The sequence below is a fragment of the Rhizobium sp. BK661 genome (assembly GCF_024808825.1).
Lineage (GTDB): Bacteria > Pseudomonadota > Alphaproteobacteria > Rhizobiales > Rhizobiaceae > Rhizobium.
Window position 1 is genome coordinate 1 of the sequence record NZ_JANTYT010000022.1, and the last position, 16996, is coordinate 16996.

Consider the following 16996-nt stretch of genomic DNA (forward strand, 5'->3'; position numbering starts at 1 on the left):
GGCGAACCACCAGAGCCGTTGGCGACACCGCCCTTCTCTGTCGCATCGCCGGCATCGGCAACCGCCGTCGGCGGCGTGTTGTTTGCCGTCGCCGGATTGAATAGGACATCGACCCAGTAATTCTCACTGTTAAAGGTGCTGCTCGGAAAAACACTTGCCGAATTGTAGCTATAGACGCCGGCATTCGCCGGCGCCGTGAGTGATCCATTCGTTACGGAAGAGGCAAAATAGCCTCCTGTTGCCACATAGTGCCCGTAGTTGGTGTGATAAGAGACCACATATGTGGTGCCGGCAACGATCGAGACTGGCGTTGAAAAGCTGGCGGCCTGCCAACCGACCCCTGATTCGTTGGAAAAAGTGACCGTCGCCAATCTGGTGCCTGTGCTCGACCACAGCGACCCTGTGTGCGGTCCGATGTTCAAATCGCTCTTGTAATACCGAACACCCGTTACAGTGCCTGCGACGGAGGATTGGAACTTCATTCCAACTTCGATGGCATTTGCATCGCCGTCCGGCACGGTAGGCGGTATCGCTGAAGCGGAAAAGAAGTTGTTGCCCGTTACCGTCACTGTTCGGCCACTACCGGGGGTTTCGAGATTGAGGCTGTCGTCTACCGCCCTGGTCTTGATGGTGAACGTACCGGCTGTCTGCGCGACCCAGCTATAGGTCCAGGACTCGTCTCCAACCGCCCGGTGCCAGGTCGTACCACCATCGGTGGAGACCTCGACCGACGCGATAACACCGCCGACGTCGGATGCGGTTCCGCTAATGGTGATGGCATTGCCTACCTTAAGCGGGGTCCCGTCGTTCGGCGCAATGATCAATGACACAGGCTTTGTGGTATCCGTTGACTGTGTTTCGGCTACCAGTCCCGCTTCCAGCGTACCCGGCTGGATGCCCATGTCGGCCAGCAAATTGACCATCGCCTGCTTTACGCGCGGGTCGACGGGCGTGGCTTCTAGGTCATGGTTCGCATCAAGCCCCCATGCCCAGTAAACTGTGCCGGCACCGAATACCAATGCACCACTCGGCGCCCGGTAAAGCGTCAGGTTGTGCGTTGCGGTTGCATTGCCGGTTGTCGTACCGTAGTCCAGCAGATATTCGCTGACCGGCAACGTCGTCGACGACAACTCGATAAGCCCAGCGGGGCGAAATCCATTGTCAGGCGACTCATCCCATTCATATCCGAGATAGTTCTGCTGAAGGGTTGCTGTCTGGCCCGGCTGGAGGGTTGCCACGCTGGTATCGCGCCAGAACCGCAGGTTGGCGTCATCATACGGGATGGTAATCGCATCACTTCGGTAGGAATCGACCTGGAACATGGTACCAGTCAGCGCGTTTTCCGGCCGCCCTCCCCCGACCGCGGTCGACGAGACATAACGTGGATCCCGGAAGGTTCCAGTCCATTGATTATCCGGATCAATTGGGCCGGCCCTTGTTTCCTTGTAGCTGACCAGGGTGCGATAGGGTTGCGCGCCCGCACTGATGCTTGGAGCGAAGCGAGTCTCCCAGTAAACCTCGTTGCCGCTCCAAAAGGAGAGGTTAACCCCGGCATCCCGCGCTGCCTCGACATTGGCACGCTGTTGTCCCGACCAATACTCATCGTGGCCTACACTCAGGAACATCTTATGATTTTTAATCAGGCTGCCGAGGCGGTCGGAGTCCATTCCAGCCATATAAGACACATCATATCCGTTTTTCTCAAGCCATTGAATGGCTGAGAATTCGACACCGAAGATATAATCCTGCGGCCCGGCCGCGAGGCCGCCGCCCCTGGTGGTGATCGGGCGATTGTAGCTGACAGCGTATGCACGACCCGGGGCGGAATCTCCCCCTGGCCCGTTGCCTTGGTAGAGATTGGCTCCACCCCAGGGGTTATAGGCCTGCCAGGTCTCATCGGAGGTTTGAAAGATAACATCGCTGTGGCTGCTGTCGTCGCGTACGATGAATGGGATTTGGTTCTCACCAGCGGTACCATCCTGCCGCACGAGCTTTGCAATATAGATGCCCGACGTCGCGTCTGCCGGAATTGCCCAGGACGCCGACACCGACCAGTTGCCGGCGTCGACCAGACCGGTAGCGTTATCGCGCAACGGTGTAGGCTGGTTCTGCACGCCTGTATGCTGGATCGTCGTAATCTTGCGCGCGCCCATGCCGCCGTAATAGCCGAGGCGATAGATGTCGATTCGATAGTTGTTGGAGTTCGTGTTGATTTTGAAGCTGACAGTCTGGCCGCGATTGACGCTGATGTCGGTGGCAAAACCCTCGATGTTCGTGCTGCCTGCCCCGTCGATGCCCCATTCACTCTCCGGATTACCTTGCTTCTGGTTCTCGGTCACGATCGCGTTGCTGACCGCCGCTGCGGCCGCCAAACTTTGGATCGCCGCACTCTGAGTGCCGCCCAGATCGGCTGCCGGCGCAGCAAAAAGCGTGGCGCTCTTGGAGCTGGCGCCTCCGGTTACGGGCTCTCCAACACCAACTAGAGTTCCGCTCGAGACCGTTGAAACGGTCAATCTTGCGGTTTCACGAAAACCTGACATTCGGGACAGGCCATGCAGCTGGTCGGTCGCCGACGCGCCGAACGACAGACCAAGCGCCTGGAGTGAACGAGACCCAGTCGCGCTTCCTTGGTCGAGCGTGGCCGTCTGCGGCATGACGAACCTGCCGGAAGCGACGTGCCCACCCACCATAATGGCCGGGTCTTGTCCTGAAGTCTTGCCAACCGTGCTGTGACCGGCGTGCGGCGATGACTCTATTCCAAATGTTTGCGCACCCCAACTGCCTGAGAAATGATCCCATCCCCCGGCGACAGAGCGAGACACGGCACCGTTGCCCCCCTGAGGTCCGTCTCCGTTGCCATTTGCCAGTGATAGCGGCGTCAGATCGCTGATCACCTGACCGTGCGCATCGCAGACCGCGCCCCCGTTCCGACGATCTTCTCCATCGGCTATCGTTTCCTTAAACGGGTTGTCGGCCACGGCGCCGGAGGTCGTCCCCACAGCGGTCGGCGTGGCGAGCGCGACCTGATGAGATCCGTCGCCTCCGTGGGCCGCATTGCGGGATTTCGACTTTCGGCCGCCGGAAAGCCACCTGGGGAGCCATGAATCCATGAGTGTCGAGCTGGAAGCCCATCGGCGAGCGTTGCGATTCATGGCATGCTCCCTCATAAATTTTCAAGATCAAACCTCTGAGAACCGGCCAATAAGCAGGTTTTTTAAGTATAATCTATAACGCATGAAATACAGTGTACGCCTTTCGATGTAAAACAGTCGACATCTCTTTGGCGATAGGATTGCAGCATGCTCAATGTGTAGTTGCGCTAATGACGCTCGCTGGTCACAGACTATATTCGATACATAGCAACGCGTAGCGTCTGCTAGCACTCGACATGCGGCCGGACCTCAGGCAAGATGCGTTACTGCCCGCAAGTAGCACCTGCATTCGCAACCACCTGAAATCGCGTTCATAGCTCTTCTGCCAATCTAACGAAAAGCGGAGTTCATGACGATGGCTGCACCTACGTCTTCGCAAGGCGGCACCGTTGCCGACCAGCTTCTCGATTACCTGGTTCTCGAAAATGCGACGCTGATGTTCGGCGTTCCGGGTGCCGGTATCGCACATCTTTTGGAGCGGGTCAGGCAAAGACGCGAATTCACCTATATCGTGTGCCGGCACGAGTCCGCGGCTGCTTACATGGCCGACGGTTATTTCAGGGCGACCGGCAAGCCCGGCGTCGTCCTGGTCACCAGCGGCCCCGGTGCCACCAACGCCCTCACCGGCACGATGAACGCCAATTTTGGCGGTTCTGCCGTCATGACGTTGACCGGCGAGGTGCAGCAGAACTTCCTTGGCCGCGGCTATCTCCAAGAAGGGACAGACTGCGGTCTGAATATTCGTGACATCTACGCCGCGGGAACACGTTATAGCGCCGATATCGCAGCATCGGCCGGGGCGCCTATCATTATCGAGCAGGCGCTGCGCGACATGCTGTCAATTCCCCGGCGCGCCGTACGTCTCGGCATTTCCGACAGTGTCGCGTCGGCAATGATCGACGACGAGGACCCGTTTCAGATCGTGGCGCCGCGCCCCCCGGCCCGTCCCACCAACTATCGTTCGCTGCCAGGCGGTGCACCGGTCGACGCCGTCCGGCGAGTGCTCAAGGTGATGTCGACCGCCATGCGTCCACTGATCCTGGTCGGCAGCGGCTGCCGAGACGCGGTTCGGGATCCTGACACGGCCGACGCGCTTCGGGCCCTGGCGGAGTGGTGGCAGGTTCCGGTCATGACGACCTCGGATGGCAAGGGCGTCTTTCCCGAAACGAACGAGCTGTCGCTTCGCACCTACGGGTTTGCTGGTTGCCAATGGCCGCAATATTGGATGATCAACAAGGATGGCACTGCGGCCCATGACGCCCTGCTCGTCATCGGCTCCTCGCTCGGCGAGCTTGCAACCTACCGATGGAACCCGATGCTGGTGCCGAATGGCCCATTCATCCAGGTCGATATCGATCAGGCGATGATTGGACGCGGCTTCCCCGTAACCGACGGGATCGTCGCGGAGGCCGGAGCCTTCATCCGGGCTCTTTGGGATCAGGCGCCAACCTGGCCGGCTTCCCCTGCGGTGGTTGCAGAGCGAAAGGCCGAGATCGCCGGGATCAAAAAGGCCAATTCGCCATTTTCCTCGCCCGACGACTACACCTCGGAAGCGGCTCCTCTCCAGCCGGCCGCCCTTTGCCGAACGCTCAACGAATTGCTGCCGCCTGATGCATCCATTTTCATCGATTGCGGAAATTGCGTCGGCTGGGGCCTGCATTCCCTGATCGTTGACCGAAAGCAGGAATTCCATAGCGCCCTTGCCATGGGCCCCATGGGATTTGGTGTCTGCGGCGTGATTGGCGCCAAGCTCGGACAGCCGGGTCGCCTCTCTCTCGCACTGGTTGGGGACGGAGCCTTCCTGATGCAGCTCGGCGAGATCTCCACCGCCGCCGCCCACAAGGTGGGCGCCATCTGGGTCGTCCTGAAGGACGAGGATCTCAACATGGTGGCACAGGGAATGGCGATGATGTTCCCGAGCGATGGCGGCTTCAGCGATGCCTACAGCCTTGGCACGACCGACCTGGTGAAGGTGGCGGAAGGCCTTGGCGCCAATGCGGTTGGCATCTCGAGCCCCGGCGACCTTCGGGACGCCTGGCCAAAGATCGTCGATGGCGCAAACAACGGGAGACCGCAGGTGATCGTCGCGCATATAGACCCCAAGGCCGCTCCTCCATACTGGAGCCCGCCTTACTGGCAAAAGAAGGTCGACTGAGGGAGGGGAAACCATGGTTGCATTACCTGATGTCGACGTTGCGATCGTCGGCGGCGGGATTGGCGGCATTTATGCCGGATGGCGGATGCTGACATCGCGTCTGACGGGCTCCGGCCTCGCAGGCTGGGAGACTGCCCGGGGAAAACTCAAGGTCGCCCTCTTCGAAGGGAGCGACCGCATTGGAGGCCGCCTGCTTTCGGCCCGTTCTCCGCATATGCCCGATACAACCGCCGAGGTCGGGGGCATGCGCTATGTCGCACCAGCACAAACACTTGTTACCGGCCTGGTCGAGTGCGTGTTGAAACTGCCCTACCATGCCCAGGTTGTCGATCTTCCTGGTAATATTGCCTTCCTGCGCGGCAAACTCCTGCGCACAAGCGATCTCGGCGATACGGCGGCACTCCCATACTGGTTCGATCCAGGGGAAGCGGCATGGCTGGCGGCCAGCGGTGCCGGGAGTCCCGCCTCGCTGATCGGGCGCGTTCTGACAAGCCTGATGCCCGGGCTGATGGAGAATCTCAATGCCGGGACACTGCGCCAATATCTCGAGAAAGTTGAGATCGACGGATTGCCACTATGGCAGCACGGACTGTGGAATCTCCTCGCCAAGGGCCTTAGCGCTGACGGATATGCCGCCGCCCGTGCGACTGTCGGATATGACTGTCTCGGCGGAAACACCAATGCACTTGACCTGACCGCCGAGTATTTCGATTTTACTCCTGGCGTCAGCTACCGGATGGTCAACGGCGGTTACGAGACTGTGCCCTGGGAACTCCAGAACCGTTTCCAGGCGGCTGGTGGCGAGATCCAGTTCCACCAATGGCTTGCCGGTTTCAAAGGCATCACGCTTGAGGACGGCTCCACAGGTATCAAGCTGCGTTTCCGCGACGGGACGACAAGGACGGCGCGTGCCATCGTGCTCGCCATGCCGCGCCGTTCCATCGAACTGCTCGATCCGGAAGGCAAGGTTCTCGGCCCTGAGAACATCCAGTTCCGACAAGACCTCGCTTCCGTCGCACCAATTCCCCTCTTCAAATGTTTTTTGCTCTATCCGAACTGCTGGTGGCAGGATTCCAAGGTAAGTTCCGGTCGTTCGCTCACCGACATGCCGATCCGGCAATGCTACTATTGGCCCGCAGGGCCAGACGGCGGGATCATTCCCAAGCGGGACGCACCAGGCCTCGTCATGGTCTACGACGATCTCCTGAACGTGAGTTTCTGGGAGGGGCTGGACAAGCGGGCGGAAGTCCACAAGGCAGGCCTGCCGCTCAACCTTAAAAGCCCGGGTCACCATTGGGCGAAGTTCCAGCCAGACACAGCCGAAATCGCGGACCCGTCTGACCCGTTCGCCAAACGGCTCGCCGATAACTGGGCACTGCACCCCGCCACCACACAGATGGTAAACGAACTCCATCGAGAACTCATGCAGATGCACGGCAACGACAGCGCCCCGCGCCCCATCGATGCCGCTTATATGGACTGGTCGCGCGACCCCTACGGCGGCGGCGTGCATCTTTGGAACGTCAACGTCCAGTCGGATGTCATGCTTACCCGCATGACCCAACCGGTTGAGGATTTCCCCTGCTACATCTGCGGAGAAGCCTATTCAACCAACCAAACGTGGGCAGAGGGCGCCCTGCAGACGGCCGAGATCGTCCTGCAGCAGCGGCTCGGTTTGCCGAAAGGCGAGTGGCAGCATGGTTGAGAGCGATTTGGGGATCATCGGACTGGGCTACCAGCTACCAAAAGGCGTGCGGCTCAACGACGACCCGATCTTCAACGCACTGAGGAATAACGCCTCGGAAACGGAGATCCTCGCGCTGTTCCAGGGTTATGAGCGGCGGCATGTCCTTGGAGCCGACGAGACATTGGCCTCCATCATGGTGGCTGCCGCCAAGAAGGCGATGATCGACGCGGAGGTAACGGCTGATGACATCGACCTTCTGATCGGCTGCGCTTCGCTCAGCCGTTACATCGTGCCGAGCGACCTCGGAGACGTGCACAAGGGTCTTGGTCTGCCTGAGCGGGCCATGCCATTGGCGCTCGGCAACGACTTTTCTAACTTTACGGAATCGCTCGTCATTGCCGATGCCCTGCTCAAGGCGGGACGGGTCCGGCGTGTCCTCGTCGTTGCCGGCTGCGACTGGACGCGGGCTGTCGACTATAACGAGGCTCCCTCTATCAGCGCCGGCGACGGGGCTGCGGCTGCCGTGCTCGGCGGTGCAACGGCCGGTGTACGATGGGTCGTCCGGGACCAGCAGGCTCTTGTCCAGTCCGACCTTTACGGTGTCATGTACGTCGCCGGGAACCGGATAAAGACCGACGGGCAACCGGAAGACCAACTATATAGCGGTCCCTATTTTCACATGACAGAGAAGGGCATCGACGCCTTCAAGTCTTTTGGCGGTGAAACCGCTCCGCGGGCGGCGTTGGATGTGTTGCAGCGCCAGGGGCTTTCCGGCACAGACATCACCCTAATCGGCCACCAGGCCTCGACAGTGCTTTTGAAGAGCTGGTCCAGCAAGCTGGAAACCGGACCGGCGCTCAGCACCATCACCGATTTCGGAAACATGACCGTCGCGAGCATCGCCGTGACGCTGGCTGCTCGCGAGGAGGACATAACAACGCCCTACGTCATGCTCCTCGCACTCGGGCTGGACTTGCATGCGCATGCCGTGCTGCTGCAGCGGGTGATTTGACGAAACTTACGACAACACCCAATGAATTGAGCGCAGTTTCGTTCAGCGGTGCATTTTTGTGCGACCAAGATGGAGCGACACAATACGTCGAAGTCATCGTCTCGCAGTCCACACATCTCAACCTCAGGCAAATTCGTCAGCGAGGCGTGCGCGTTTCCCTTCGGCACCCCAAGTCCGGTAAGCAGCCAGCGCCCCGGGAAGCGAGCCCGGGACCTTGCCGACTGCTTTTTGCAGCCGGGCCAGGCATTCCAGGGCGAAGGCATGGTCCTCCAGATGGCCAACTTTTGCCGCGCGTTGCGCGGCCGCACGAAACAACCTGTCAGCTACCTCAATATGCCCGGCACCCGCCTCGAGCAGCCCCTCGAGAATATCCGCCTTCGGACCGAGCCAGGACTCGTTCAGACCTTCCCAGTTGCGCATCTGGTCCGCGCAATCCCAACCCTCGGCACGCAGGGCCTGAGCGTCCTCCGGGGAGCCAAAAGCAGCAAGCGCCAGGGCCGCGACGCCATGATAGTGTAGCAGCATGACCTCGGAGGGTTGTCCGGCGAAGAATGGCAACAGGACACGTGCCTTTTCTGCCCAGGAGAGCGCGCTTCGCCAGTCTCCACCAAGCGCGGCCAATCGGAGTTTGGCAGTGTAATAGCAGGCAACCTGGTTGCTGAAGCGCGATTGCAGCATGGAGGAGAACTCCGCCTCCTCGTCCACAGTAGCATCGGAAAGCTGATCGAACGCCCGTGTCTTGCCTGCCAGTGCTCGGGCCGACTGCAACTCCAGGAGGAGCGTGAAGGCAGAATTGCGCACCCGACCACCGTTTTGCGCGAGAAGCGCGATACCGGTCGATATCACCACATCGATAGGACGGCCCGCCGCAACAAGCAGCACGACGACCGTCGTCAGATTGAAACAGCCATAGACAATTTCACCGCTTGCAAGGCCTGCGTCGGCCCCCGCCGCGGCGCGGGCAATTCCGTCCTCCAGATTTCCTACCCAGTGATTGTGGAACCACACGTTGATAAAGGCGCAGCGGGCAAAGCTTGCGCCCTTGATGACAGGTTGCAGCTGCATGCTCAGATCGCTCCATGCAGCACCCGTCCGCCGGTCACCGGTCATAGCCGCGTGGACGATAGAATACATTGCGTAGACATCTGGCGTAAAATCTGCCTGCCCATGAGCAAGCGTCAAGCGCAGGCACCTCGCGCCAAGAAGCGCGAACAATTCCGGCTTCTGACTTTGATAGGCGTAGGGCGCGATGCTTAGCAACAGCGGGACGAGACTTGCGACATGTTCGTCCTCAAGTCTTGGCAAGTCGACGAGATCCGCCGGTCGCCTGTCGCCGAGGAGTGCTGTAATCTGCTCCATTTCCTGGCCGATTGCCCTTTGAAGTTCGGCGCCATCGACCGGCACCTGCGAACCAAGGAGTGCGGCACCATGAAGGCCGATCGAAAGCGATTGCCGAACGGAACCGAGACCGAAAACGCGCTCGGCCTCGAGCCGCAAATAGTGAGCCGCGCGAACCAGTTCGCCCGCTGCCTCCAGGTGATGCGCGATGAGCGCATAAACGCGTGATATGTCGAGGACGCTGTTTTGCTCGTACCAGCTAGCGATCGCCCGGTGCAGTTGCTTACGCTGCCCATAGAGCATCAGCTCATAGGCAACGTCGCGCATGATGCCATGGCAAAAGCTGTAGCCGTCCAGCTCGTCGATGTGATCAGTCTGCAGCATGCCGGCACGCTGGTGCATCAACAGGTGGCGGCCGACGATGGCCGGCTCGGCGTTGGCGGTCGGGTGAACGGCGGCCACAAGGGCGGTCGGGAAACGCAGGCCCGCGGCGCTTGCCACCTTGAGCGTCACTTGACTTTCGAGATCGAGACGGTCGATGCGGCGCGCCACGGCGGCGTGTATCGAATCTGGCAGGGGCAGGCGATCATCGGCCAGATGTTGCGCGATCCGGCACGTCCCGTCGACCACTTCGATCAAGCCATCGTCATGAAGCGCGCGAGCGAGTTCAAGACAAAAAAACGGATGCCCGCGGGCGCGTGCTCGCAAAAGGTTTGCCAGTTCGGGAGCGATGCGGTCTGCACCGAGCCTGGTCAATGCCAACCTGTCCTGTTCCTCGTCCGACAGACCGAGCAGCTTAAGGCGCACCACACCGCCCCCGGACAGGCTTTCGATCCGCGCGTCGTCCTCCATCGGCTGCATCGCCATGACGAGGCAGAGACCGCGCACGGAACGAATAGCCGTTGCCGCCAGGGTCCAACTCTCATCGTCGAGCCATTGGGCGTCGTCGACGGTAACCAGCAACGAGCCGTCAGACGCAAAGCGGCGGAGAAGTGATACGAACAGGTCGAGCCGAGCCTCCATGCGCAAGGGCGCGCTCATCGCTTGCAGTTCGGGCGTTTCGGAAAAGTCGAGTTGGAGGATGGGGTTAAGGAGCGCTGCGCGGGGTGAAAGCTCCGGGCCAAGTGCGCGCAACGTCGCCTCGCGCCGTTGTAACTCCGGATGTCTGACCTCCAGCCCAAGCAATTGCGTGAGTATGTCTCGCCAGCCTCGATAGGGGACACGATGCTCGATCCGGTCGGCGACACCGGCAAGCGTAGCCCATTGTTCGCTCCTGAGACGATGATGCAATTCCGCAAGGAGGCGTGACTTGCCCATTCCCGATTCCGCCTCGACAAGGACGAACCGGGAATTGCCGGATTGCCTCGTCTCCTCGAAAGCTTTCAAAATCCATGCGAGTTCACTGTCGCGCCCATGCATCGATTGGTCGAAGCCGGTGCGATCCTGCCGCCTCGGCGTCCAGACGGGGACATTCAGATCCCACCCACGAACCTGGCTGTGACCGATCGGAGTGAAAGAGATGGCGTCCTGTGCGCCGCGGACAGTGGCTTCGTCGCACTGGATGGTGCCCTGCTGCAAGCCCTGCAGCCGCGCGGCAAGGTTGACTGCCTCCCCGTAAGTGGTCCATGCCCGGAAAACGTCGTTTCCGATCAGTCCGCAGAATGCCGTTCCCGTCGCGACGCCGATACTGCTCGGCTGGCCTATGCCGCGCAGCGCATCACGCATGTCGATCGCAGATCGGACTGCCCGGACCGGATCATCTGCGTGCGCAACGGGCGGAATCCCGAAAACGATCACAAGAGTGGCGCCGCGTTCATCGACGCGAATCTGTTGTATGAAACCGTCGTGCTCAGCGACCTTGGGTTCGATTGCGGCAACGACCGACTCCAAGCGGGACAGGATATCGGGCGAAGCGTGATCCAGACGTGAAAGAGCGACGAACACGACGGATATGCGCCTGAGCTCGGCAGTCCAGTCGAGGAGCTGGCTGTTGAGGCGGCTCGCGACAGGAAGCGGGATATGCCCGGCAAGTCGCTCGCGGTCTTGCGGCGTCATCGGCGGAATGGTCAGGGGAATGAGGTCGGCTTGATCGCGCAAGGTCGAAAGGATCGTTGCGTCGGGGCCGATCGAGCGCACGGCTATTGCATCACCGAGGATCGAACACGCGGCCGCGGATACCAGCAACTGTCCCTTCGCCCGTGTGATGCTCGCCGCCTGCAGGTCTGCGAGCCCCTTTCCTACGGTGACGTGGAGACGCAGGCTGCCCGTTCCGATCTCCGCCGTATGACATTGCCCGAAGGCGAGCACGGCATGGAGTTCGATCGGCTCGCCCGAAGGCAAGCTTGTTCGCGACGTGGCAAGAACGTGATTGCCGCAGGTGGCAGCGCGGAGAAGTGCGTCCGAAGGTGTCGAGCCTTCGCACGGCCAGCCGGCAAGCAGGCCGTCGCCCGCAAACATCAGCGGCTCGCCGCCATGGGCCACGATCACATCGATCAGTCCTGTGAAATGCAGTTCCAGCAGATTCGCCAGATCTTCGATGCCAGCCGGTCCCCGGGCCAGGAAATGACCGGTAATCCGGGTGAAGGCGACTACGTCGAGCCACAACAAGGCCATGCGGCGATCGGAAGGCTCATCCTTCTGTCTCCCGAAGAGCCTCAGCGGCGGTGGCGCGAAACTCTCAATCAGCCGAGCCTCATGCAAACTCGCATCCGACATAGGGGGCCTCGCGCTTTCCCGGAAACGCTGAGGGTAACGCAAATTTGCGAAACGATCCACGTCTGAGAGGCCCCTGCCTCATCCCGACAGCGGATTTCCGATCGTGTGCGATACCGTAATATACGCCCCTTGCATCGCCGATTGGGGCATAATGATGGCGGTTTGATGTGGATGCTTGGCGCGCCAATTTTTGAATGAGTCCGCCAGACGAGCGTTAGGGTCGATGCCCCGATTGAAGGAATAGCTGTGACCCCGGAAACGAAAATGACGATAGGCAGAAACAATGGCGGCGCCGCGTTCTCATCCGGCCTCCGGCTCGATGTCGTGGCCGGCCTGACAGCTGCCGCGATCGTCCTGCCCAAAGCAATGGCCTACGCCACAGTCGCCGGGCTTCCGGTGAGCGTTGGCCTCTATACAGCCTTCGTGCCGATGATTGTCTACGCATTGCTGGGCACGTCGCGAGTGTTGAGTGTAAGTTCAACGACAACCCTTGCCATCCTGGCGGGGACCGAGCTCGCGATTGTCGTTCCGGATGGCGATCCAGCCAAAATGGTTACGGCACTTGCAACACTTACTGCTTTAACCGGTGTGCTCCTGCTTGCAGCCTCGGTCCTTCGGTTGGGGTTTGTGGCGAACTTCATTTCCTCTCCCGTGCTAACCGGTTTCAAAGCAGGCATCGGGTTTGTGATTGTGCTCGATCAAATACCGAAACTGCTCGGCGTGCACATCGAAAAGGCAGGCTTTTTCCGTGACATCGTCAGTCTTGTTCATAATTTACCTGATACATCGCTGCTTACGCTGACAATCGCAGTCGTGGCACTGGTCGCGTTGGCAGTCATGGAACGGCGTTGGCCCCATTCTCCGGCCCCACTCGTGATCGTCGCTGCGGGCATCCTGATTTCGTGGGTCATCGGCCTGGATGCCCTGGGCATCGCGACGGTCGGCTTCATTCCGCGATCACTGCCGTCACTCACTCTTCCCAGTGCCGGTTTGGTCGAGCAGCTTCTCCCGGGAGCACTCGGCATCGCTCTCATGAGTTTCACCGAAACGATTGCCGCTGGCAGGGCATTCGCAACCCCGGCCGAACCACCCATACGACCCAATCGCGAACTTCTCGCGACCGGCGCTGCGAATGCAGTCGGCGCGTTCTTTGGCTCAATGCCTGCAGGCGGTGGAACGTCACAGACGGCCGTGGTTCGAGCCGTCGGCGGGCAATCCCAGACGGCCTCCCTTGTCGCTGCCGCAACGTCGGCCGCAACCATGTTGTTCCTTGCCCCGCTGCTTGGCTTGCTGCCGCAAGCTGTGCTCGCCGCGATTGTAATCATCTACTCGGTCGGGCTCATTTCCCCAGTGGAGTTTGCGTCCATCCGAAAGGTCCGGCGGATGGAATTCCGTTGGGCGCTGGCGGCGTTCCTGGGTGTGCTCGTCTTTGGCACGCTCCAGGGCATCGTGGTCGCGATCATTCTTTCGATGATCGGCTTGGCCAGCCAGTCGGCAAAAGCGAAAGTTTATGTCATCGGCCGCAAGCGGGGCACCGACGTCCTCCGGCCGCTTTCGCCGGAGCACCCTGACGATGAAACATTCGATGGTCTGCTCATCCTTCGCCCTGAGGGTCGTCTGTTTTTCGCCAATGTGCAGCAAGTCGCTGATCAAATTCAGGCATTCGCAGCCGAATATAAACCGCGAGTGCTCGCACTCGATATGAGCGCGGTTTTTGATATCGAGTATTCCGCACTCCAGACGATGATCGACAGCGAACGCCGTGTTACCGCTCAAGGCGTAACCGTTTGGCTTGCAGGATTGAATCCGGATGTACTCGATTATCTTCGAGCCTCCGGTTTCGCCGAAACGATGGGGCGGGAGCGTCTGTTTTTCAGCACGAATGCAGCCCTGCAACACTATTTGGAAGGACTTAGTGACAGCTAGTCAGAACTGACCAGCCGCGCTGCGGTCGTATTTCGCCGCACGGCTTGTCTGCGTGGTTACCGCCATTCCTGCATTGCAAACTTCATGAGGGAGCAACTTTCCTCGACCTGATGCCACAGGCGAACCGGTCGAACACAAGCGCTCCTACGAGTTCTAGAGAACCATTCATGCCGCGCGCTTGTTCCGAGCCGCGCGGATCGTCGTCTCACGTATGGAACGGAGGAAACACCCATGCGATCTAAAGTGGAAAGCCTCTTTCGAAATGCCGGACTGCTGGCGGCGGCAACTGCCTTGACCGCACTTTCCTGCGCGACGTCGGCCCATGCGGACGAGAAGCAGGCCAAGAGCCTTTTGAAGGCGATGTCCGATTACATGGCAGCCCAGCAGGCAATATCATTCGAGTATGATACAAATCTGGAGGTCGTTACCAAGCAGGATCAGAAGATTGCGCTAGCAAGCTCCGGCGCAGTCAAGATCAATCGGCCAGACAAGCTGTACGTCACACGCCAGGGTGGCTTCGCCAACGTCGAAATCGTTTTTGATGGCAAGACACTGTCGATCCTCGGCAAGGACGCCAACCTCTACGCCCAGGCCGAGGTGCCAGGAACGACCGATCACCTCATCGACGCCCTGCGCGAAAAATTCCATCGGCCACTGCCGGCCGGAGACATCCTGATATCGCATCCTTACGACGCGCTCATGTCCGAGGTGGTTGACGTCAAGGATCTCGGCAGTGGCGTCATACGAGGCGACGAATGCGACCACCTGGCTTTTCGCACCAGGGAAGGGGTTGATTGGCAGATCTGGATTGCCCAGGGCCAGACCCCCTACCCCTGCCGCTATGTTGTCACAAGCACCAAGGTCAAAGGCTTCCCGCAATATACCATCGACATACGATCATGGAAGGCCGGAACCGACGCGGCGGCCGGCGATTTCAATTTCAAGGCGCCTGATGGCGCTAAAAGGCGAGATTTGAAAGACCTGCCGGATGCTGACGAACTCCCCGAAATATTCTCCAAGAAATGATTAGCCTGAAAGGAGAGAAGACATGCTCAAATGGATCGCGATTGCAATGCTGGCAGTTGTTGCCTGCGCCTCAAGCATCGAGCTACACGACGGTCTCGTGGTCGATTTCAAGCTACCGCCTACCGCAGAGGCAAGGGTCGGGCGACCGTTGACACCCGTGAGTGTCGCCGGTGTTGCCCGCAGAAGCGCACGTCGGTGCGCGGCAGGCGTTTACTACTGCTAGCGTGCGATTATTCATGCGTCGATTGGCGCGCCCACGCGAAGGGCGTAATCGTGGCATGCGAACTCCTCGGTGTTTGCTTTGGGAGCTCGCCCCGACCGCTTTTCGCCCGGTGACCGAGGTCCGAAAAGTCGGATTCGAGCCGGCTTTTCGTCCTGCGTCTTCAACCCATTCTTGACTTTATCCTATTAGCCCAATGGTCTGAAAGACAACCGGATTTCGCCTATGGATCCCAATTGTTTCCGAGTTCAGCTTCCAGGTGTCCGCTGGATCTTGGAAGCTTTCGGTGGCATGATAAATTTGCGCTTTCCGGTGTGCACACACAGGGCTGTGGATCGTTTTTTCGGGTCCCAGTAAGGCATTTCGCGCAGAAAACACGACTCTGAAATGCGTAGATCCGAGGGGTGGCACGCGCATGCGAACGGGCATAGACGAGTCTCTGGGTTCCTGGGCTGAGCGTGTTGTCGGCCTACTCATCATTGGCGCGATTTGCCATTCCATGGCGAAGGGACGAAAGAGAAGGCATCTGTTTTTCGGCACTTCTGAACCAGCTTTATCTGCTATGGGCCATTATTCGGGACGGCTCGTCGTCATGGTCGGCTGCGGACTCGTGATCGGCGCATTGAAGATTGGAGGTTCGGCGACGCCTTGTACTTCCCGTTCGTGACGGGCCTTACCATCGGATTGGCGATGTAAAGCCGAAGCACGGGTTTGCCCGTATCCTGGCTCTCATCATCGGATTTTCCCGCATCGTGATGACCGGGATTATTGCAGCGGTCAGCCTACACCCGCTCAGCCATGTAGATCGCGGTCGGGAGCAGTAAAGGAGCAGTAAAGATGGGCAATTTCCATGAGGATTTCTGTGGAAATCTGACATTTCGCGACACGAACATGCCCGCTGTGACGCGGCCAATGCAGAGTCGGCTAAAATCCTGATCAATCGGAAAAAAGCGGTTGCGCAATGACGGGGCGCGTCAGGTAATTGAACCTTCTGCTTCAGGCGGCGTACGTAGATTTATCTTGTGACGATAAAAAAATCTGATTTACTGCACGAAGTTTCTTGGCATTGAGGGGATGTTGCCAATGGGATGGACGCGCAGGGATTTTGTGCTTGGCGGAGCGGCTTCGCTTGGCACTTTGGCAATCAATACTCCGACATTCGCTGCAGCACCTTCATATTTTTCCGGAACCCGTGTCGACAACGGCGTGACGTTTCGCAGCACCAACTTTGCCAGGATCGACAGGAAATGGCAGCGCCAGGTCGTCAAGTATTTCAGTAGCGAGCCGATCGGAACCGTCGTTGTCGATACCACCCATCACTTTCTCTACCTGATCATGGAGAACAAGACTGCCATCCGCTATGGCGTCGGGGTCGGGCGTGACGGTTTCAAATGGTATGGTCGCGCCACGATCGACCAGAAGGCACTCTGGCCACGCTGGACGCCGCCGCCGGAGATGCGCCAGCGTCACCCGGAACTGCCGGAGTTTGTCGATGGAGGGTCACCGAAGAACCCTCTTGGTCCGCGCGCCATGTATCTGCATCGTGACGGCGTCGATACCGGCTATCGCTTCCACGGGACTCTGGAGCCGGGCAGCATTGGGAAGGATGCCTCCAGCGGCTGCATCCGCATGTTCAACGAAGATGCAATCGATCTTTATCAGCGCTGCCCCATCGGCACAGCTGTACAAGTCCTGCCGCACATTGCCGATCAGGGTGAAAGTGCCGCGAAGATCAGCCAGGCCAACGCGGTCGAATGAGGGAAAT

9 protein-coding genes are annotated in these 16996 nt (G+C 59.6%); 7 read left to right on the plus strand and 2 right to left on the minus strand.

The genetic code is table 11. The features are described from left to right. Positions 1-3152: N,N-dimethylformamidase beta subunit family domain-containing protein (locus tag FHX16_RS26785; protein WP_259131320.1), on the minus strand; the 3152-nt coding region annotated here is incomplete at its 3' end. Between the two features lie 355 nt (positions 3153-3507). Between FHX16_RS26785 and FHX16_RS26790 the strand changes: the two genes are divergently transcribed. From FHX16_RS26790 to FHX16_RS26800, 3 genes are read left to right on the plus strand one after another with little or no spacing between them, the layout of a single operon-like run. Further along, positions 3508-5307, plus strand: a complete 1800-nt coding sequence (locus tag FHX16_RS26790; protein ID WP_259131322.1) for a thiamine pyrophosphate-binding protein — start codon at positions 3508-3510, stop codon at positions 5305-5307. A gap of 13 nt (positions 5308-5320) precedes the next feature. After that, a complete protein-coding gene (locus FHX16_RS26795; protein WP_259131324.1) occupies positions 5321-7012 on the plus strand; it encodes an FAD-dependent oxidoreductase in 1692 nt (563 codons plus the stop codon). After that, the gene (locus FHX16_RS26800) at positions 7005-8006 is read left to right on the plus strand and encodes a 3-oxoacyl-ACP synthase (RefSeq protein ID WP_259131326.1); all 1002 of its coding nucleotides are present in this window, start codon (positions 7005-7007) and stop codon (positions 8004-8006) included. Before FHX16_RS26795 ends, FHX16_RS26800 begins: the two co-directional genes overlap by 8 nt. Positions 8007-8129: 123 nt before the next feature. Here the strand turns inward: FHX16_RS26800 and FHX16_RS26805 are convergent, their stop codons facing one another. After that, entirely contained in the window at positions 8130-12059 is a 3930-nt protein-coding gene (locus FHX16_RS26805) for an AAA and adenylate/guanylate cyclase domain-containing protein (RefSeq protein WP_259131328.1), read from the minus strand. Between the two features lie 264 nt (positions 12060-12323). Between FHX16_RS26805 and FHX16_RS26810 the strand changes: the two genes are divergently transcribed. The 4 genes from FHX16_RS26810 (at position 12324) to FHX16_RS26830 (ending at position 16989) form a co-directional block, all read left to right on the plus strand. Further along, the gene (locus FHX16_RS26810; protein WP_259131330.1) at positions 12324-13985 is read left to right on the plus strand and encodes a SulP family inorganic anion transporter; all 1662 of its coding nucleotides are present in this window, start codon (positions 12324-12326) and stop codon (positions 13983-13985) included. A 231-nt stretch (positions 13986-14216) separates the two neighbouring features. Continuing rightward, positions 14217-15011, plus strand: coding sequence for a DUF2092 domain-containing protein (locus FHX16_RS26815; protein WP_259131332.1), 795 nt, complete (start codon positions 14217-14219; stop codon positions 15009-15011). Positions 15012-15033: 22 nt separating this feature from the next. Then, positions 15034-15234 carry a hypothetical protein gene (locus tag FHX16_RS26820; protein ID WP_183757890.1) on the plus strand — a complete coding sequence of 67 codons (201 nt, stop codon included), beginning with the start codon at positions 15034-15036 and terminating at the stop codon, positions 15232-15234. A 1080-nt stretch (positions 15235-16314) separates the two neighbouring features. After that, a complete protein-coding gene (locus FHX16_RS26830; protein ID WP_259131334.1) occupies positions 16315-16989 on the plus strand; it encodes a L,D-transpeptidase in 675 nt (224 codons plus the stop codon). Positions 16990-16996: the final 7 nt, after the last annotated feature.

Excerpts from the sequence above, each read along its gene's own strand:
- FHX16_RS26790 (WP_259131322.1), top strand. The coding sequence starts at position 3,508 with ATGGCTGCACCTACGTCTTCGCAAGGCGGCACCGTTGCCGACCAGCTT.
- FHX16_RS26795 (WP_259131324.1), top strand. The coding sequence starts at position 5,321 with ATGGTTGCATTACCTGATGTCGACGTTGCGATCGTCGGCGGCGGGATT.
- FHX16_RS26800 (WP_259131326.1), top strand. The coding sequence starts at position 7,005 with ATGGTTGAGAGCGATTTGGGGATCATCGGACTGGGCTACCAGCTACCA.
- FHX16_RS26805 (WP_259131328.1), bottom strand. The coding sequence starts at position 12,059 with ATGTCGGATGCGAGTTTGCATGAGGCTCGGCTGATTGAGAGTTTCGCG.
- FHX16_RS26810 (WP_259131330.1), top strand. The coding sequence starts at position 12,324 with ATGACGATAGGCAGAAACAATGGCGGCGCCGCGTTCTCATCCGGCCTC.
- FHX16_RS26815 (WP_259131332.1), top strand. The coding sequence starts at position 14,217 with ATGCGATCTAAAGTGGAAAGCCTCTTTCGAAATGCCGGACTGCTGGCG.
- FHX16_RS26820 (WP_183757890.1), top strand. The coding sequence starts at position 15,034 with ATGCTCAAATGGATCGCGATTGCAATGCTGGCAGTTGTTGCCTGCGCC.
- FHX16_RS26830 (WP_259131334.1), top strand. The coding sequence starts at position 16,315 with ATGGGATGGACGCGCAGGGATTTTGTGCTTGGCGGAGCGGCTTCGCTT.